This window comes from Donghicola tyrosinivorans (assembly GCF_003003355.1).
GTDB lineage: Bacteria > Pseudomonadota > Alphaproteobacteria > Rhodobacterales > Rhodobacteraceae > Donghicola > Donghicola tyrosinivorans.
This window is the reverse complement of sequence record NZ_PVTQ01000013.1, coordinates 36,948-55,113: the sequence shown is the minus strand read 5'-3', so window position 1 is coordinate 55,113 and position 18,166 is coordinate 36,948. Positions and strand designations below refer to the sequence as shown.

15 protein-coding genes are annotated in these 18,166 nt (G+C 60.3%); 8 read left to right on the top strand and 7 right to left on the bottom strand.

The window, feature by feature from the left end; all coding sequences use genetic code 11:
- Positions 1-33: 33 nt before the first annotated feature.
- A complete protein-coding gene (locus CLV74_RS16505; protein WP_211299066.1) occupies positions 34-711 on the bottom strand; it encodes a GntR family transcriptional regulator in 678 nt (225 codons plus the stop codon).
- A gap of 152 nt (positions 712-863) precedes the next feature.
- On the opposite strand from CLV74_RS16505, the gene CLV74_RS16500 reads away from it, so the two are divergent.
- The 4 genes from CLV74_RS16500 to CLV74_RS16485 all read left to right on the top strand — a co-directional run bounded on the left by CLV74_RS16500 (position 864) and on the right by CLV74_RS16485 (position 5,107).
- Complete coding sequence (locus CLV74_RS16500) at positions 864-1,802, top strand: 3-hydroxyacyl-CoA dehydrogenase NAD-binding domain-containing protein (RefSeq protein WP_106266948.1); 939 nt, start codon at positions 864-866, stop codon at positions 1,800-1,802.
- Positions 1,803-1,820: 18 nt separating this feature from the next.
- Positions 1,821-2,726, top strand: coding sequence for a beta-keto acid cleavage family enzyme (locus tag CLV74_RS16495; protein WP_106266946.1), 906 nt, complete (start codon positions 1,821-1,823; stop codon positions 2,724-2,726).
- Positions 2,723-3,112, top strand: coding sequence for an acyl-CoA thioesterase (locus tag CLV74_RS16490; protein WP_106266944.1), 390 nt, complete (start codon positions 2,723-2,725; stop codon positions 3,110-3,112). The genes CLV74_RS16495 and CLV74_RS16490 overlap by 4 nt, the downstream gene beginning before the upstream one ends.
- A 174-nt stretch (positions 3,113-3,286) precedes the next feature.
- Positions 3,287-5,107, top strand: coding sequence for an OmpA family protein (locus CLV74_RS16485; RefSeq protein WP_106266942.1), 1,821 nt, complete (start codon positions 3,287-3,289; stop codon positions 5,105-5,107).
- A 75-nt stretch (positions 5,108-5,182) separates the two neighbouring features.
- Here CLV74_RS16485 and CLV74_RS16480 read toward each other — a convergent pair whose 3' ends face one another.
- The 3 genes from CLV74_RS16480 to CLV74_RS16465 all read right to left on the bottom strand — a co-directional run bounded on the left by CLV74_RS16480 (position 5,183) and on the right by CLV74_RS16465 (position 10,815).
- Positions 5,183-7,681 (bottom strand): Ig-like domain-containing protein, encoded by a 2,499-nt coding sequence (locus CLV74_RS16480; RefSeq protein WP_146134972.1) that lies wholly within the window; start codon positions 7,679-7,681, stop codon positions 5,183-5,185.
- Between the two features lie 593 nt (positions 7,682-8,274).
- A complete protein-coding gene (locus CLV74_RS16470; RefSeq protein WP_106266934.1) occupies positions 8,275-8,670 on the bottom strand; it encodes a (R)-mandelonitrile lyase in 396 nt (131 codons plus the stop codon).
- A 174-nt stretch (positions 8,671-8,844) separates the two neighbouring features.
- Entirely contained in the window at positions 8,845-10,815 is a 1,971-nt protein-coding gene (locus tag CLV74_RS16465) for a 3-hydroxyacyl-CoA dehydrogenase NAD-binding domain-containing protein (RefSeq protein ID WP_106266932.1), read from the bottom strand.
- Positions 10,816-11,014: 199 nt separating this feature from the next.
- On the opposite strand from CLV74_RS16465, the gene paaG reads away from it, so the two are divergent.
- The 4 genes from paaG to CLV74_RS16445 all read left to right on the top strand — a co-directional run bounded on the left by paaG (position 11,015) and on the right by CLV74_RS16445 (position 14,348).
- On the top strand, positions 11,015-11,806 hold the full coding sequence (gene paaG, locus CLV74_RS16460) for a 2-(1,2-epoxy-1,2-dihydrophenyl)acetyl-CoA isomerase PaaG (RefSeq protein ID WP_106266930.1): 792 nt from the start codon (positions 11,015-11,017) through the stop codon (positions 11,804-11,806).
- Between the two features lie 14 nt (positions 11,807-11,820).
- A complete protein-coding gene (paaI, locus tag CLV74_RS16455; RefSeq protein ID WP_106267092.1) occupies positions 11,821-12,285 on the top strand; it encodes a hydroxyphenylacetyl-CoA thioesterase PaaI in 465 nt (154 codons plus the stop codon).
- Positions 12,282-13,589 (top strand): phenylacetate--CoA ligase PaaK, encoded by a 1,308-nt coding sequence (gene paaK, locus CLV74_RS16450; RefSeq protein ID WP_106266927.1) that lies wholly within the window; start codon positions 12,282-12,284, stop codon positions 13,587-13,589. Before paaI ends, paaK begins: the two co-directional genes overlap by 4 nt.
- Before the next feature lie 159 nt (positions 13,590-13,748).
- Positions 13,749-14,348, top strand: a complete 600-nt coding sequence (locus tag CLV74_RS16445) for a TetR/AcrR family transcriptional regulator (protein ID WP_106266925.1) — start codon at positions 13,749-13,751, stop codon at positions 14,346-14,348.
- Here the strand turns inward: CLV74_RS16445 and CLV74_RS16440 are convergent.
- Genes CLV74_RS16440 through paaE form a run of 3 tightly spaced genes read right to left on the bottom strand, consistent with a single transcriptional unit; the run spans position 14,332 to position 18,141 of the window.
- Entirely contained in the window at positions 14,332-14,973 is a 642-nt protein-coding gene (locus CLV74_RS16440) for an acyltransferase (protein ID WP_342753496.1), read from the bottom strand. The two genes, CLV74_RS16445 and CLV74_RS16440, sit on opposite strands and share 17 nt — an antisense overlap.
- Positions 14,952-17,018, bottom strand: a complete 2,067-nt coding sequence (gene paaZ / locus CLV74_RS16435; protein WP_106266920.1) for a phenylacetic acid degradation bifunctional protein PaaZ — start codon at positions 17,016-17,018, stop codon at positions 14,952-14,954. The genes CLV74_RS16440 and paaZ overlap by 22 nt, the downstream gene beginning before the upstream one ends.
- Positions 17,019-17,076: 58 nt before the next feature.
- On the bottom strand, positions 17,077-18,141 hold the full coding sequence (gene paaE / locus CLV74_RS16430; RefSeq protein WP_106266918.1) for a 1,2-phenylacetyl-CoA epoxidase subunit PaaE: 1,065 nt from the start codon (positions 18,139-18,141) through the stop codon (positions 17,077-17,079).
- Between the last annotated feature and the right edge of the window lie 25 nt (positions 18,142-18,166).

Below are 18,166 nucleotides of genomic sequence, written 5' to 3'. Positions count from 1 at the left end.
AAGCAGCTTTCTTCAAGTTTGGCGGGCAGCGTCCTATTTCGCTGCCGCGCCCAAGGCATCGCGAATATGCGCCGCAGCATCTGTCAGGTCCGCTGAAATGGCGTCTTTCGCGGCCTCTGCATCGCCAACGCGAATAGCATCAATCACCGCTTGATGGTGGTTCGCGCCCGTGCGGGACAGAACGCCACTGCGCACGGTGCTCATCAAGGGGCCATAGCGCATCCACAGCAGTTCAATCATGTCCAGCAGATCGGCATTCCCAGCTGCCCCGTAGAGTGTGAAGTGGAACCTTTGATTGGCATTCAGATAAGCCTTGAGGTCCTCGGCGGCGGCGTGGCGGGGCATCTCTTCGTTGATCTTGGTTAGCGCTTCGGCCAGCGCGGCACCTTGTGCGGCCGCCAAACGCGTCGCCTCACCCTCTAGCAGCAAACGCAGGGGCAGCAGCTCGTTCAACCGTTCAAGCGTCGCCTCGGGGATGCGCAGGGACCGGCGGGGCGGTGCCTCCATCGCTTTGGCAGCGATCAGGCGGTTGGTGGCCTCGCGGATCGGCATCTGGCTGGTGCCAAAGGCCTCGGCCAGCTGGGGCAGGGTCACTTTCTGACCGGGCGTGAACTCTCCGTTCATGCAGGACTGCTTCAGCGCCCCATAGACGTAATCCAGATCGGACACCGGACGGCGGGCTTCGAAGGCGGGAATGGGCGGTGTCGTCACGGGCGGCCTCTTTTTCTGCTGTCACGGGTTTCGCAAATCTGGCCCGAAATTCAAGCGTTCACCATGGGGGCGGGCTGAAGGGGCGGAAAGAATGTTGACTCATTTATGATATCTGATCAGGTTTTGGAGATCCAGAATCGAAAGGGTATGTCGTGCAGCAGACAAAACAGACAGTGGCGGTGATCGGGGCAGGGCTGATCGGATGCAGTTGGAGTGCGCTTTTTCTGGCCTGCGGCCATGGAGTGCGCCTTTACGATCCGCGTCCTGAGGCAGGTGATATCGTGCAGGGATTTTTGGCCGAGGTTCGCCCGACCCTGACGGCATTGGGCCACGATTGCAGCGGTTTCGATGCGCCCGCGCTGACCCTCTGTGCCAGCGCGCCAGAGGCTGTGACGGGGGCCGAGATCGTCATGGAATCCATCCCCGAACGGCTGGACCTGAAACAAACCCTCTACGCGGAAATCGAATCTGTTTTGCTGCCACAGGCAATTGTGGCGACCAGTTCGTCGGGACTGAAGCTGTCTGACCTACAGGCGCTGATGGCCGATCCTGCGCGTCTGGTGATCGCCCACCCCTTTAACCCGCCGCATCTGATCCCCTTGGTGGAACTTTTTGGCAATGACCGCACCGCGCCCGATGTGGTGCCCGCGGCGCGGGCGTTCTTTGAAGGCTGCGGCAAGGTCTGTATCGAGCTGAAGAAAGAGGTTCCCGCCCACGTCGCCAACCGCCTGCAGGCCGCCCTTTGGCGTGAGGCAATCCACTTGGTCGCCGAGGGCGTCGCCAGTGTCGAGGATGTTGACAAGGCCGTATGGGCCGGACCGGGCCTGCGATGGGCGGTGATGGGGCCGCATATGCTGCTGAACCTTGGTGGCGGGGCAGGGGGGCTGCGCGCCTACATCGATCAGTTCGCCGACAGTTATGCCGCATGGTGGGATGATCTGGGCCGCCCCGCGCTGACCCCTGAAACCATCGCTGCCCTGACCGATGGGTTGGCCCAGGAAATCGACGGTCGTGACTACGCGACCTTGCGCGATACCCGCGACACTCAGTTGCTGTCTGTTTTGACTGCCCTGCGCAGCGCCCGCGCTTAACCCACAAGGAATTTTCTCATGAAACGCAAAGTTGTCCTGACCTGCGCTGTGACCGGCGATGGTCCGATCCACCCCAAGTATCCTGACTATCCGGTGACGCCCGAACAGATTGCTCGCAATTGCCTTGATGCAGCGGCAGCGGGGGCTTCGGTCGTGCATATCCACGGGCGCAACCCCGAGACGGGTGAAGGGGACCGATCCCCTGCCGTTTTCCGCGAAATCGTCGAGCGTATTCGTGCCGAGAATACCGATGTGCTGATCAACCTGACCACCGGCATGGGCGCAACCTTTGTTCCCGATCCGCAGGATGAAGGGCGTGCGCATCCCTCAACCGATGTGGCCAGTGCCGCTGAAAGGGTTCGCCATGTGCAGGACATGCGTCCTGAAATCTGCACCTTGGACACCACGACGATGAACCTTGAAGGCGGGATCGCGGGTGCGCCTGACTGCATCTTCATGAACACCCCCGGCACGCTGGCCAAAATGGCCGATCTGATCCGCGCAGCCGGCACCAAGCCCGAGATCGAAGCCTTTAACCCTGGCGATATCCTCTTGGCCCGCAACCTGATGAAAAAGGGCCATATCGACGCCCCCGCGCTGTTTCAGATTTGCCTTGGCGTGAAATGGTCGGCACCTGCGGACGCGCAAACGCTTTTGTATATGAAGTCTTTGCTGCCCGAAGGTGCGGTCTGGTCGGCTTTTGGCATCTCGCGTCACCAGATGCCAATGGTGGCCCTGTCCACGAACATGGGCGGGCATTGCCGCGTGGGGCTAGAGGATAACATCTACCTTGAACGGGGGGTCTTTGCGACGAATGTGCAGCTGGTGGAACGGGCCAGACGCATCATCTGCGATCTGGGCTGTGAGGTGGCCACACCGGATGAGGCGCGGGATATCCTTGGCCTGAGGGGGATAGGCGCATGAGCGCCCCCGTCTTAACGGCCGTCTTTCACAACTGGCATTGTGACCACTTTGGCCATGTGAATGTGCGCCACTATGCGGCGGCCTTCGATGACGCGATCTTTGCGTTTTGGAGTGCGATGGGCACGGCAAAAGCCGGCATTGTTCCCGTGACCGCGCAGCAAACCACGACATTCACCAGCGAGGTGAAGGCGGGCGATGTTGTAGAGATCACGGCTACACTCACCCGTCTGGGGGGCAAATCCGCAACGGTGCAATTGGCCATGCAGGACGCTGCCAGCCAAACCCTGAGGGCGACTTGCGAAGTGGTTGAGGTTTTCTTTGACATGGATACCCGGCAAAGCGCACCCATGCCTGAGGCCGTGCGAATGGCTCTTGAGGCAAAGTAGACCTGAAGGGCCACTGGCTGCGGGCCGTTTCCTCATTGACTAATAGGTTCCCTCTGGCCCGATCAATTCAACGTGTTCCTCATCGACACCCTCTGCATGGAACAACCGCTGATGACATATGGTTATTGACGCCAATGGGCAGAGTTTCTGCCGCAATGGACACGGGAGATAGCCATGAAAGCCCTCAAGAACTCGACCGCGCTTGTCGTTGCGCTTGGTCTGATGACCCCGCACTACGGTTTGGCACAAGGGACCGCAGCCAATCTCGAAGCGGATATCGCCGCTAAAGAGGATGCGCTGGCGTGCATTACCAAAGGCATTGCCGATGGTATGACCGAAGAGGATGCCACAGCCGATTGCCAAACCAACGGCGGCGCTGCGCAGGGGGAAAGCGCGGGTTATGTGGCCGAAGATCCCACGACCGCCGCAGCTGCTGGCGCTGAGACTGAAGCAAGCCCTGACGCATCCGCGGACAGTGCGGCGCAGGCCACAGCGGAAACGCCTCAAATGCCCGAAGCGCCCGCAGTTGAGGGTGCCGCCGAAGTGCAGCCCGAAACCGTGGCGCCCGACGTCGCAGCAGAAGCCCCGACTATGAGCGAGGCGGATGCACAGGCGGCAGCCGAAGCGGCCATTGCCGCGCAAGAGCCCGCTCAGACCGAGGCCACAGAAGACGCACCGGCTGAGGCCACAACCGAAACAAATGAGACGGTTGCACCTGAGATCACCGTTGAGGCTCCCCCAGCCGAAGCGCTTCAGGCGACGCCCGTTGAGGAACCTGCACAGGATACCGCCAAGGCCCCTGCGCCTGAGGCACCCCAAGAGCCTGTAACCAATATCGCTGAGGATACCTCGGCCCAGACCTCGACCGCGCCGGAACCGGAAATGTCCCCCGAGGCTGAAGCCGCTGCGCAAATGCTGGAACAGGCCCTTGAGGCAGAGGCTTCTGACGGCGCGCCGCTGGCCGCTGCCGCTTTGGCCGCGACAACGCAAGACGATGCCGCCGCGCCGATGGTCGAAGAGACCGTGACCGAGGAGACAGCCCGCTCGTCTTCCGAGGATTTCTCGAACAGCGTCAGCGGCAAGGCAAAGGCGTCGGATGATGAACAGAAGGGTCTGACCAATCTGGAGAAGGCCGCATTGGCCGGTCTTGCGGCGCTGGCCGTGGGCGCTGTGCTGAAGAACGGCAGCGAAGTGGCCGTGAACTCGGGCGACCGCGTTGTCCTGCAAGATCCCGATGGCAGCTATCGGGTGATCAAGGATGATGGCGCGCTGCTGCGTCAGCCGGGCACCACCGTGCGCACCCAGAACTTCAGTGATGGCTCTAGCCGGACCGTCAGTACCCGTCCGGATGGCGCGGAAATCGTGACCATCTATGACAGCCAGAAGCGGATCATCAAACGCACTCGCATCGAGCCGAACGGCGATGAATATGTGCTGGTCGATGACAGTCGCGGTGCCGCGCCCGTTGAGGTAACTGAACTGCCGCAAGTGAATGTCACCGAAACCGTGACCGCCACGGACCGCGATGCGCTGGCCGCAGCCTTGGCCCGTCAGGCGGAAACCTCGCGCAGCTTTACCCTGAGCCAAGTGCGCCAGATCGCGCCGGTCCGCGCCCTTGCCCCTGCGGTGACGGTGGACAACGTGACCTTTGCCAGCGGCTCGGCGGCCATCCGACCCGAGCAGGCCGAAGAACTGGCCTTGCTTGGCACTGCCATCCGCGAGCGTATCGCCCAAAACCCGCGTGAGGTGTTCCTTGTCGAAGGTCACACGGACGCTGTCGGCAGCGGGGCCTTTAACCTTGCCCTGTCGGACCGACGCGCCGAAAGCCTAGCGCTGGCACTGACCGAATACTTCGACGTGCCTTCTGAAAATCTGGTGATCCAAGGGTATGGCGAGGAATACCTGAAGATCGCAACCGACGGCCCCGAAGAAGAAAATCGCCGCGCCACCGTCCGCCGCATTACCGATCTTCTGCGAACGGCCACCGCGGAGTAATCGCCTTGGTGCAAAATCAAAGGCCCGCGTGTTGCGGGCCTTTTTTATTGGGTCGAAAGACTGGATCGCCTTTGATTAGACGAAGATGAAATCTTCCATGGCCATGTGCGTGCCATCTCCTGATGTGCCAGCATCAGTGCCCCCGTATGTTTCGAACGTTACCTGATCCACATCCTCCCAGTTGAAGGTGAACGGTGTCGGTTCATCATCGCTGACCACAACTGTCCGAGAATAAAGTTCGACACCATCGCGGTAACCAGTGACATCGATATTCAGGTTGTCATTCCAAGCCGCTGTCAGTGTGACACCGACAAAATCGAACTCATCAACCGGATCTGATACAGTCACCGTACTTTGGCCGGTGTTAAAGACAACGAAATTACCGGATGTGTTGCCACGAATATAGCCCGAGTCTTGATAATCGAAGCTTGGTGTGTGCAGGACCTTTGCCCCCGACCAATTCAGGCCACCGTATCCGTTCGGCACGAGCGGGCGCGTTTGATCCGCCGTAATGTCATCGAACGTCAGCGTGGTTGGATCGGTAACGCCATTGACGACCAGTGTTGCTGTATTGGCGGTTCCTGTGATCCCGTCCGAGACGTTGTAGCTAACGGTGACAGTCGCGGCCTGCCCATCGTCCAACGCGCCAAACTGGCTGGGATCAATCGAAATGCGGCCATTTCCATTGTTGGTGAAGGCAACCGAAACACCGTTCTGATCCACGGCGGTGATATCGATCGCGGACAGGACAGCGCCATTGTCCACATCTCTCTGCCCCGCCAGCAGGTTGATGGTCTTCGCGGCAGCGTCCTCGGTGACCGAGCCTGCGTCAATTTCTGCAACCACCGGCGCATCATTGGTGCCGGTGACGGTGACATTCACGGTGCTGATCGTAGCGGCCGCGTGGGAATCGAGTGCGGTAATGCCGACCTGAACGTCACGGGTCTCGCCCTGCGCCAGATCTTGGAAGGCACTACCTGCGGCAAAGGTCAGGGTGGTGCCGCTGATGGACGCCGTGCCCTCGGCAGGGCTTGAGCTGACAGAGTATGTCAGGGAACTGCCGGTATCATCGCTGTCTACGTCATCGCCAAGGGTAGAAAGGTCTAGCGTGACGTTTGGGCCATCCTCGGTCGCGGCCAGCGTGCCGACCTCAAGGGTGGGCGCGTCATTCATACCGTTAACGACGATGGTTGCGGTCGCTGTAGCCTGATCTCCGTCCTGATCCCTGACCACATAGGTGAAAGTGTCGGTCAGGCGTTCATCGGCGGCAAGCTGATCAATGTTTGCAATTCCTTGGGCGTCATAAACGAACGCGCCCGAGGCTTTGACCTTGAAGGCTGCGCCGCCTTCCGTGGTTCCGGTCATGGGAACAACACTCAAGGTATCGCCAAGCCGTGCAGGAATGTCATTCGCTAGCAGGCCATTCGCTGCATCGCGATCCAGAGTGGCATTTTCGTTTGTGATGAACTGGTCATCTGTACCCGTGGGATTGTCATCAACCCCGTGAACGGTGATCGTTGCGGTGGCGTCCTGAGATGAGCCGTTCGCCGCAAAGATGCGATAGTCAAAGCTGATGTCGCGGATATCCCCTTCGCCCAGGCCGGCAAAGCCGGTGGTCGTGTCGAAGGTGATATCGCCGGTTTCCCCATCAAGGGTCAGGGTGCCCTCTGCGGGGCCCGAGATCACTTCAATCCGTTCGGCACCGAAATCGTTCTCCAGAACCGAGCCCAAGATGACCGGTGCGGAATCCTCTTGCACCGAGAACTGATCGTCCTCGGCCGTGAGGATGGGCGTCAGAACGCCGTTCACCTTGACCTTCACCTTTTCAAAGCTGCTGGCCGTCAGACTGAACGCGTTGAAGGAGTAAAACGCATTATCTGCCTGACCGGTTTCACTATTGGTGTGGGCAGCCATAAAGCGGGCGAAGGCCAGCACGTCCTGCTTGATGTCAGCGCGCGCCCATTCGGCTTTGGTGAACTCTAGCTGAAGGGTGTCTACGCCGCTGTTGCCGCTGTAGTTGTCCACCACGCCGCTGTTCTGGCGCAGGATATAGCGCAGGGTGTCGTATCCCTCGCCACCTTGCAGGACATCACTGCCGCCGTTGCCGACCATGATATCGTTGCCCTTGCCCCCCAGCATCCGGTCATTGCCGATGCCCCCCAGCATCCTGTCCGCTCCGCCGCCGCCATACATCCGGTCATGGCCCTGTCCGCCGCTGAGAAAGTCCTTTCCCTTGCCGCCGAAGATCTTGTCATTACCATTGCCGCCGACCAGCCGGTCATTGTCGGTTTCGCGCTTGGACGAGGGCTCGGCGGCGTATTTGTCGCGAAACGGATTCATCAGCGCGTCATCGCTGCCGATCAGCAGGTCATTGCCGTCCCCGCCAAGCAAGGTGTCATCACCTGTTCCGCCCAATAACGTATCATGGCCGCCCGCCCCCAGCACCTTGTCCTTTGCGCGATTTCCCCATAGCAGGTCATTCCCGTTAAAGCCTCTGATGTGATCGTTTCCGACCGTTCCCTCAACGGTGTCCTTACCGGAAGTGCCTTTAAGATATTTAGCGAAGGTGACCATACTTTTTGCCTTATATATCGACGCGAAACATTAGCGCCCTTAAATGAAATCCTAGTTTGAGAAACGAACCGCGATTGGATCGCGTAAGGCTCTGAAATAGCTCAATAATTCTGACCTAGTACGTAAATTCATTGTTGCCTCCGAAAAGGGGCAGACGAAATCTTTTGGTGTGAAATTCGATCCTAGAAATACCATATATTGATAAATGTACGTAGGTATTCCTAGTGGATCGCAGGTCGGGAAAACCTGTAATCTTTTTTGATAATCAACCTATAGTTGTAATAAATCAGCCATCAATGAAAAGTGCAATGGCTGCATGCAATGCCACTTGGTCGATTTCCGATACGATAGGTGATGATAACAGGTTTAAGTCAGGTCTACCTCGAATTTGACGTTAGAGGTTCAGCGTATCGGACCTGCGGGTGAGTATGATTTTGGGACGGAAACCACAGAATTCATCAAGGCAGGCGGTATTGAGCCCTTCGCGGTGCGCCAAGGAGGGTGCTTAGATTCGGCAAGGCTGCGTCCAAACAGCAAAACGGCCGCCCGAATGAGCAGCCGTTCATTGATCCAAGCCCTCAAGATGGCAGCTCTTAGCCCGCGTAATCGGTGTCCGAGACCTTTTCCATCCAGTCTACCGCCACGCCGTTGATGGCCTCCTGCACGGCAATGTGGCTCATGGCGGTGTCGGGTGCGGCTCCGTGCCAGTGCTTTTCACCAGCCGGAAACCATACCACATCCCCGGCCGAGACCTCTTCGACAGGACCGCCTTCGCGCTGAACACGGCCTCGGCCGAAGGTGATGATGATCGTCTGGCCCGCGGGGTGGGTGTGCCATGCGGTACGCGCGCCGGGTTCAAAGGTGACATGGCTGCCGCCCACACGGCCCGGATCTTCGGCTTGGAACATCGGGTCGATCCGGACGGTGCCGGTGAACCAGTCTGCGGGGCCTTTCATTGAGGCATTGCTGCCTGCGCGGGTGATCTTCATAGGGTTCGCCTTTCAGAGTGTCTTGAAACGGTTCGCGAACGCGGTCGCTTGCTACAGAAGTGGGGTCGCACCATGCCCCCGTAAATGGGCGAAATCATCATCAGGTTGATGACTCCATTTCATAAATCGGCCTCATGACCCCTTAGACCTCTGCCCCTTCGCAGGATGCGCGGATTACGATACTTCCGCATTCGCCGCATAAAACATCGGGCCGCCTTTCCAGCGGGGAAACCCGTAGCCGTGGACCTTGACCAGATCGATGTCGCTGGCGGTCTGAGCGATCCCTTCATCAAGGATCGCTTGCCCTTCAGCGGCCATAGCGCCCACAAGGCGTTCTGCGATTGCCTCAGCAGTCAGGGCCGGTCCCGCTGTAATCTGAGCGTTCAGCAGTTCGGCAACGGCCTCAGATGGTTTGGGCGTTCGGTCACCCGCGTCATAGTCATACCAACCGCCTTGGGTTTTCTGCCCCTTGCGTCCTGCCTCGACTAGAATGTCGCCAAGGGCTCTTTCGACGGTCGCGCCGCTGTTTCGGGCAGCCTCCCGTTGTAGGTAGGCAATATCCAAACCGCCAAGATCCTGCGCCTCGAACGGGCCCATGCGAAAGCCGAAGGCCCGCATGGCGGCATCAATGTCCGCAATGGGCACGCCTTGGCGCACCAGCGTCTCGGCCTCGGCGCGGTAGCGTTTCAGGATACGATTACCGATGAACCCTTCGCAGATGCCCGCCTGTATTGGGATTTTCCCAAGGCGTTTGCCAAGGGCAAATCCGGTGGCCAAAACGTCCCGTGACGTCTGCCCTGTCGGCACGATTTCCAGAAGCTTCATCACATGGGCAGGGCTAAAGAAATGCAGCCCGATAAACCGTTCCGGATGGGGCAGGCCCGCAACGATCAAAGACGGATCAAGGTATGATGTGTTCGTGGCCAGAACCGTTTCAGGGCCGCAGACCTCGGTCAATTTGCGGAAGACCCCTTGCTTGACGGCAAGGTCTTCAAACACCGCCTCAATCACCAGATCGCAAGGCTGCAACGCCGCGTAATCAGCGCCGCAGGATAGGGCGGCCATGCGCTGTTCATAAGCCTCAGGGGTCAGCTTGCCGCGTTTCAGCGCGCCGTTCAGGATTGTCTGGACGTTGTTTAGGCCAGCTTGCGCGGCCTCTGGGCCCCGCTCGATCAGGGTCACTTGCAGACCTGACAGCAGACACGCGGCGGCGATGCCCGCACCCATAGTGCCGCCGCCAATCACACCGCAATGTTGCAGCGCCCGCGGAGTGGTATCTCGAAGCGCCCGAGGTTTCGGCGCAGCCCGTTCTGCAAGGAACACATGGCGCAAAGCGCGGGCCTCAAAGCTAGAGCGCAGGGTCAAGAAGGTCTCACGCTCATGGGCCAGCGCGGCCTCTGGTTCATGCTCCGAGCCAAAGCGCAGGCAGGCCAGTGCGCTTTGATGGGCGGCGTGGCCTTCGTTGGGCGCTTTTGCTGCGGCCTCATGCCAATAGACGTCCGTTTGGCGCGGATTGGGCCGCTGCAATGTGGCAAGGGGCAGGGGCTCGGCCAAGACTTTGCGTGCAAAGGCCAGCGCCTCTGTTTGCAGGTCCGCGCCGATGATCCCGTCGATCAACCCCGCTTCAAGGGCCGCCTGCGCGGTGATGGGCTTTCCGCTGACCGCCAGTTGGATCGCCATGTCCATGCCCGCCAGTCGCGGCGTGCGCACGGTGCCAGATGCGCCGGGGATCAGGCCCAGATTAACCTCGGGCAGACCCAGCTTGGCCGTTTCGGTGGCCACGCGGAACCGGCAACCCATGGCAATCTCTAGCCCTCCCCCCAAAGCAGCGCCGTGAATCGCGGCGATCCAAGGCTTTGCCGCTGTCTCGATCCGCATCACCACATCGGGCAGCGCGGGCTCTTGGGGTGGCAGGTCAAACTCTTTCACGTCCCCGCCCGCGATAAAGGTGCGCCCTGCGCAAAGCAGAACCACTGCATCGACCGAGGCGTCTTGGTCCAGCATCTCGGCATAGGACTTCAAACCGGCGCGGACCGCATTCGACGTGGCATTTACCGGCGGATTGTCCAGCGTCAGGCATGCGATCCGGTCAAACTTTTCCAGCTTAAACAGGGCTGCGGCGTCATTGGGTGTCAGGTCGTTCATTCGGGGCGTCCGCTTTGAGTGTGGGCCAATATAAGGATCAAAGACGAATTCTCCCCAACAGCGGCTGCCATTCGCGGCCCCTTGGAAAACCTTCCTCCCAGATGTTCATAAAGATAATTGACCGACCGGACGGTTTATGCAAGCTATATTCAACGGGCCGACGTCTGAGGAGGATGCCTTCGGCTTTGGAGGAGACATTATGACTGAAACTCAGACCGTGCTGTCCAGCTTGGATAGCGGCGTGCTGACCGTGACCCTGAACCGTCCGGACAAGCTTAATTCCTTTAATGAGGTGATGCATCTGGCCCTTCGGGACCAGATCCAGCGCGCGCATAGCGACGGCGACGTGCGGGCTGTTCTTCTGACCGGTGCAGGACGGGGATTCTGCGCCGGTCAGGATTTGGGCGATCGTGATCCGCGTTCGGGGGAAAAGCCCGATCTGGGGCGCACGCTGAATACATTTTACAACCCGACCCTGCGGCTGATCCGGTCTTTGAACAAGCCGGTGGTCTGCGCGGTGAATGGCGTGGCGGCAGGGGCAGGGGCGAATATCGCGCTGGCTTGCGACATCGTTCTGGCAGCAAAATCAGCGAAATTCATTCAGGCGTTTTCTAAGATCGGCCTTATCCCTGATGCGGGCGGCAGTTGGGCCCTGACCCGACTGGTGGGCGAGGCCCGCGCCAAGGCGCTGGCCTTAACGGCCGAGCCTGTGATGGCCGAACAAGCCGCCGAATGGGGCATGATCTGGCGGGCGGTTGAGGATGCAGACCTGATGGCAGAGGCGCAGGCACTGGCCGCCAAGCTGGCCGCAGGCCCGACCTTTGGTCTGGGGCTGACCAAGCAGCTGATCCAAGAGGCTGCTACCAATGACTTTAGCACTCAGCTGGACCGCGAACGGGATTGCCAGCAGGCCGCAGGCCATAGCGCCGATTACGCTGAAGGGGTGCTGGCGTTCTTGGAAAAACGCCCTTCCAGCTTCAAGGGGTGCTAACCATGACCGAAACTATGGACCCGCAAACCTTGGCCGAAGCCAGCGCCGCCGCGCTTTGGCAAGACGATCAAACCACCCAAAAGCTGGGGATGACGCTGGAACGCATCGCCCCCGGTGAGGCGGTGATGACCATGACTCTCACGGGCCAGATGACCAACGGTCACGGCACCGCTCACGGCGGCTATCTGTTCACGCTGGCCGACAGCGCCTTTGCCTTTGCCTGCAACAGTTACGGGCAGGTGACGGTCGCGCAGCACTGCTCGGTCACTTACATCGCGCCCGGTGCTTTGGGCGACAGGCTGACCGCCCATGCGCGCGAGCTGTCCCGTCAGGGGCGCTCGGGCATCTATGACGTGACGATCACCCGAGAGGACGGGACCGTCATCGCAGAATTCCGCGGTCATTCGCGGAGCATCAATCGCTCGTTCCTGTCCGCAGAAGGCAGCGGAGCGCAGACCAATCGGGAGGAAACGCAATGATCGACTTGACCCCTGCGCGGGAGCTACTGGACCCCATCGAGATCGCCAGTCGGGACGAGATCAGCGCCCTTCAGGAAAAGCGCATGGCGTGGTCCTTGCGTCATGCCTACGACAATTCGCCCTTCTACCGCGCGAATTTTGACAAGCACGGCGCCCATCCCGATGACTTCAAGACGCTGGCCGATCTGGCCAAGTTCCCCTTCACCATGAAGCAGGACCTGCGCGACACCTACCCCTTCGGCATGTTTGCCGTGCCGCAAAACCAGATCGTGCGCATTCATGGCTCGTCCGGCACGACCGGCAAGCCGACGGTCGTGGGCTACACCCAGAATGACATTGATGTCTGGGCCGATTGCGTGGCGCGGTCCATCCGCGCATCGGGGGGCCGCAAGGGCGACATGTGCCATATCTCTTACGGCTATGGTCTGTTCACGGGTGGTCTTGGCGCCCATTACGGGGCCGAGCGTCTAGGGTGTACCGTCATTCCCATCTCCGGTGGCATGACCGAGCGCCAAGTCACCCTGATGCAGGATTTCAAACCGCAGATCATCATGGTCACGCCCTCTTACATGCTGGCCATTCTGGACGAGTTCAAACGTCAGGGGATCGACCCGCGTGAAAGCTCGCTCAAAGTCGGGATTTTCGGGGCCGAGCCTTGGACAAACGCCATGCGCGAAGAGATTGAGCAGGCGTTTGATATGCACGCGGTTGATATCTATGGCCTGTCCGAGGTCATGGGGCCAGGCGTTGCCAATGAATGTGTGGAAACCAAGGACGGGCTGCACGTCTGGGAAGATCACTTCTACCCTGAAATCATTGATCCCGTCACGGGTGAGGTTCTGCCCGATGGCCAAATGGGCGAATTGGTCTTTACCACGCTTACCAAAGAGGGTCTGCCGATGGTCCGTTACCGGACCCGCGATTTGACCCGCATTCTGCCCGGCACGGCCCGATCCATGCGGCGGATCGAAAAGATCACCGGCCGCAGTGACGATATGATCATCCTGCGCGGCGTGAATGTCTTTCCGACCCAGATCGAAGAGCAGCTTTTCAAATGCGCGGGCCTTGCTCCCCATTTCCAGATCGAACTGGTCAGCGCGGGGCGCATGGACGCCATGGTTGTCCACGTCGAGGCAACGGCGGCCATGTCATCCGCAGACGCGCGGGCGGCCTCTGCGAAAGAGCTGTCCCATCACATCAAATCGGTTGTCGGCATCTCGACCAAGATCGAGGTCCACGATCCGGGCAAAGTCGCCCGATCCGAAGGCAAGGCCAAGCGCGTCGTCGACAATCGTAAGGCATGAGGTTCCCAATGGACCGGCTGTTCAAAGAACCAGTGAATGTCTATTGAACCAACTAACCCGAGCGGGGAAGCAACGCTTCCCCGCGATTTTGCATGAAAAGACCCGTATCAGGGCAGGGGCAAGGTCAGGCGCTTTCCGTCAGGGCCACAAAGGAGACATATGGCACGTACACGCGCCAAGGATTTCGAGGAAAAGCAGCATCAACTGCTGTTGGTTGCGGCCAAAGTGTTCGCGACCGAAGGCATGGAAAAGGCGTCGATGTCAGGGATCGCCAAGCTGGCGGGCGTCTCGAAGTCGCTGCTCTATCACTACTATCCGTCCAAGTCGGAACTGATCTACTCGATCATCCTTGAACATCTGACCGATCTGAACGCGGTGATTGCAGAGGCGAATGATCCGTCACTGGAACCCCGCGACCGGCTGGTCTCTATGGTGACGGCGGTCCTGATCGCCTATCAGGGCGCGGACGATATGCACAAAGTGCAGCTGAACGCGGGCGAGGCTTTGAACGAAGAGCAGCACACCGAGATCACCCGCCAGAACCGCGAGATTGTGAAACCGTTCTCTGATGTGATCCACCAGATGCACCCCGAGTTGCGCGGGAATACCCCGCCGCTGTTGATGCCGGTCACCATGTCCCTCTTTGGCATGATGAACTGGGCCTATCTGTGGTTCCGCGACGATGGCCCCATCACCCGCGAAGAATATGCGAAGGTTGCCACCACGCTAATCCTCGAAGGGGTTAAGGGTATTCGTTAAACGCCGCACGCTCTAGGGCCAGCGGGTCATATTTGGGGGCCTCTACACGGCGGCGATCCGGCTCTACGGCGGTCAAAGGCTGGGTGCGCACCAATTTGGTCCGCGCCTCAAGGGCGGTTTGCTGATACACGCCGGTGCCGCGCCGTTTCCAGTCGATCTCTTCGGCGCTCAGTTCCCGCAGGACCCGCGCGGGCGAGCCGACCGCCATCACGCCTGATGGAAGCACTTGGTTCGCCTTCACAAAGGCCATCGCGCCGACGATGGTATTCTCGCCCACCACAGCGTCATCCATGACGACCGAGTTCATGCCGACCATGGCGTTCTTGCCGATATGGCAGCCATGCAGCACTGCGCCGTGACCGATGTGGCCCAATTCCTCGACAACCACGTCTTTGCCGGGAAAGGCGTGGCAGACGCAGGTTTCTTGCATGTTGCTGCCCGCCTGCATGGTGATGCGGCCAAAATCGCCCCGCAGCACGGCGGCAGGCCCTACATAGCAGCCCGCGCCGACGATCACGTCACCGATCAACACGGCGGTCGGATGAATATAGGCGCTGGGGTCCACCACCGGCACGACCCCGTCCCACGCGAAAACCTGCCCCATCATGCGGTCAGCAGCGGCCACGTGCGGGCCACCATTGTCAGAACGTCATATTGCGCCACAACCGCATCGTGCTGGTTGGTCACGCAGCAATCCCAGCGCACCTCTCCGTATTCGGTGCCTTCGCGGGGGCTGATTTCCTTACAGGTCAGGCGCACGCCAAGGGTGTCGCCAAAGTAGACCGGCGTCAGGAAGCGCAGGTTATCCACGCCGTAGTTGGCCAGAACAGGGCCCGGATCAGGTTGCACGAAAAGACCCGCCGCGAATGAGGCGATCAGATAGCCGTGGGCCACACGATCATCAAAGAACGGGTTCGCTTGCGCCGCCGCCGTGTCCATATGGGCATAGAAGGTGTCGCCGGTGAAATGGGCGAAATGCTCTACGTCTTCCAAGGTGATTTCGCGCCGCGCGGTGATCAGCTGATCGCCAATGCGCAAGGTCTCTAACGATTTGCGGAACGGGTGTTCATCATCTTGGGTCGGCGCACCGGCCACCCATTGGCCGGTGACAGTGGCCAGCATCGTGGGGCTGCCTTGGATGGCGGTGCGGGCCATGAAGTGCTTTACCCCGCGCATCCCGCCCATCTCTTCGCCGCCGCCCGCACGGCCCGGCCCGCCGTGGATCAAGGGGGCCAAGGGCGAGCCGTGACCGGTCGAGGATTTCGCCGTCTCGCGGTTCGCAATCAGCACACGGCCATGTTGCGGCGCAAGGCCAAGGGTCAGATCGGTGACATTGCCTGCATCATTGGTAAAGACCGAACTGACCAGCGATCCGCGTCCCTTCATCGCCAGTTCCACGGCCTGATCCAGACCGTCGTAGCCCATGACGGTGGCGACGGGGCCAAATGCCTCGATATCATGGGGGGCGTTGGCTCCCATCGGGTCGGCGCAATGCAGCAGCACGGGGTTCAGGAAAGCGCCCTTTTCCGGATCGCCGCTGGATGTGGTCACCTGCGCAGGATCGCCAAAGACGATCTCGGCCTCTTGGGCGATGCGGGCGATCTTGTCGCGCACGCTGTCGCGGTCCGCCAATGAGGCCAACGCGCCCATGCGGGTCTCTTGCCGGTCGGGCAGGCCCGGAACAGATTTCGCCAACGCTGTGGAGAGCGCCGCGATCACTGCATCCGCTTGACCGTTCGGCACCAGAATGCGGCGGATGGCGGTGCATTTCTGACCGGCCTTTCCGGTCATCTCGCGCTGGACCTCTTTGACGAACAGATCGAACTCGGGCGTGCCCGCTACCGCATCAGGCGCAAGGATGGAGGCGTTCAGACTGTCGGCCTCCATCGTGAACCGGACCGAGTTTGCCACGATCGCCGGATGGCTACGCAGCTTTTGCCCCGTGGCTGCCGATCCGGTGAAGGTCACCGCGTCCTGTTCGGTCACATGGTCCAGCAGATCCCCGACCGAGCCGCACAGCACCTGCAACGCCCCATCGGGCAGAATGCCCATCTCAAGGATGCGGCGCACGACCAGTTCGGTCAGATAGGCGGTGCCAGAGGCGGGTTTGACCAAGCAAGGCATACCGGCGATCAGTGCGGGCGCGATCTTTTCCAGCATCCCCCAGACGGGAAAGTTGAAGGCGTTGATATGCACCGCCACACCCAGCATCGGGCTTAGGACGTGCTGACCCACGAATGATCCGTCCTGCGACAGCATTTCAACCGGACCTTCGGGCAGAACCTTGGCATTGGGCAGTTCCTTACGGGCCTTGCTGGCAAAGGTCAGCATCGTGCCGATGCCCCCTTCGATATCGGGCCACGCATCGCGGGGGGTGGCACCGGTGGCCAGACTTTCCGCGTAGAACTCGGCCTTCATCTCCATCAGTTTCAGGCCGATGGTCTTTAGCATCATGGCCCGTTCGTGGACGGTATAGCGCCGCAGCGCAGGGCCACCGACCTGCCGCCCCCATGCCAGAGCGCCCGCCATATCCAGACCCTCTGCACTGATCCGCGCATGGACCGCGCCGGTGGCGGCATTCAGCAGAGGCTGCCCCTCGCCCGCGCCCGCCCGCCAAGCGCCCATCAGATAGCTTTCAAGGCGGCGTGCGTCCCGTCCGGTGTCCAGCATGGCATTCTCCAATTCGTCGTGGGGGCGCGGATCGGCCCCGAAATTCTGGTCTTGGGGCTTATTCGTCGTAGGTCAGGACAACTTTGTCCGACAGCGGGATGCACTGGCAGGACAGCACGTAACCGGCGCGAACTTCATAGTCTTCCAGCGCGTGGTTGGTGCGCATCTCGACCTCGCCTTCGGTCACTTTGGCGCGGCAGGTCGAACAGACGCCTGCCTTGCACGAAAAGGGCGCGTCCATGGCGTTCTCGATCGCGGCATCCAGCACAGCGGTGCCGTCCTTGGGCATCTTGAAGGCGCGGGTCACCCCGTCCAGCGTCACGGTCACATCGCAGGTCTCACCGCCCGTATGGGTGGCCTTCGAGGCCGCCCGCTGCTTGGCCCGCCCGTGCTGTGAGGCGAAGAGTTCGAACTTGATCTGATCTTCGGTCATCCCGTGGCGCAAGAGGCCGTCCTTGATGGTCAGCATCATCGGCTCTGGCCCGCAGATAAAGGCAGTGTCGGTGTCCTCGGCGTCCAGCCACAGGCGGAACAGGGCATCCATCTTTTCCCCGTCGATCCGGCCGGTGAAAAGATCAATATCCCCCTCGGATTCCAGAATATGCAGGATCGAGAGCCGCCCCAGATAGGTGTTTTTCAGGTCCTCAAGCTCTTCTCTGAACATGATCGAGGTCACCTGACGGTTGGCATAGACCAGCGTGAAGGTGGCATTGGGCTCGCGCGCCAGCGTCGTTTTGATGATCGACAGGACCGGCGTGATGCCAGAGCCGCCCGCGAAGGCCAGATAGCTCTTGGCCGAGGAGGGATCGAGGACGGTAAAGAACCGCCCCTGCGGCGCCATCGCCTCCAACGTGTCGCCAGCCTTCAGGTTTTCATTGGCCCACGTAGAAAAGGCCCCGCCATCTACCCGCTTGATCCCCACGCGCAGGGTGCCATCGTCCAGACCGGCGCAGATCGAATAGGACCGGCGCAGTTCCTCGCCATCGAAATCGCGGCGGAAGGTCAGGTACTGGCCTTGGGTAAAGCTGAAGTCCGCATCATCGCGCGGCGCCAGCGTCACAACGATGGCATCGCGGGTTTCCTGTTTGACGTCCAGAACGTCCAGCGTGTGGAAACGGGGCATGTCAGTCCTCCTTCGGTCCGAAATT

Bases quoted from the DNA above. Each gene is read 5' to 3' on its own strand.
- CLV74_RS16495 (WP_106266946.1), top strand. From the start codon at position 1,821: ATGAAACGCAAAGTTGTCCTGACCTGCGCTGTGACCGGCGATGGTCCG.
- CLV74_RS16490 (WP_106266944.1), top strand. From the start codon at position 2,723: ATGAGCGCCCCCGTCTTAACGGCCGTCTTTCACAACTGGCATTGTGAC.
- CLV74_RS16485 (WP_106266942.1), top strand. From the start codon at position 3,287: ATGAAAGCCCTCAAGAACTCGACCGCGCTTGTCGTTGCGCTTGGTCTG.
- CLV74_RS16480 (WP_146134972.1), bottom strand. From the start codon at position 7,681: ATGGTCACCTTCGCTAAATATCTTAAAGGCACTTCCGGTAAGGACACC.
- CLV74_RS16470 (WP_106266934.1), bottom strand. From the start codon at position 8,670: ATGAAGATCACCCGCGCAGGCAGCAATGCCTCAATGAAAGGCCCCGCA.
- CLV74_RS16465 (WP_106266932.1), bottom strand. From the start codon at position 10,815: ATGAACGACCTGACACCCAATGACGCCGCAGCCCTGTTTAAGCTGGAA.
- paaG (WP_106266930.1), top strand. From the start codon at position 11,015: ATGACTGAAACTCAGACCGTGCTGTCCAGCTTGGATAGCGGCGTGCTG.
- paaI (WP_106267092.1), top strand. From the start codon at position 11,821: ATGGACCCGCAAACCTTGGCCGAAGCCAGCGCCGCCGCGCTTTGGCAA.
- paaK (WP_106266927.1), top strand. From the start codon at position 12,282: ATGATCGACTTGACCCCTGCGCGGGAGCTACTGGACCCCATCGAGATC.
- CLV74_RS16445 (WP_106266925.1), top strand. From the start codon at position 13,749: ATGGCACGTACACGCGCCAAGGATTTCGAGGAAAAGCAGCATCAACTG.
- paaZ (WP_106266920.1), bottom strand. From the start codon at position 17,018: ATGCTGGACACCGGACGGGACGCACGCCGCCTTGAAAGCTATCTGATG.
- paaE (WP_106266918.1), bottom strand. From the start codon at position 18,141: ATGCCCCGTTTCCACACGCTGGACGTTCTGGACGTCAAACAGGAAACC.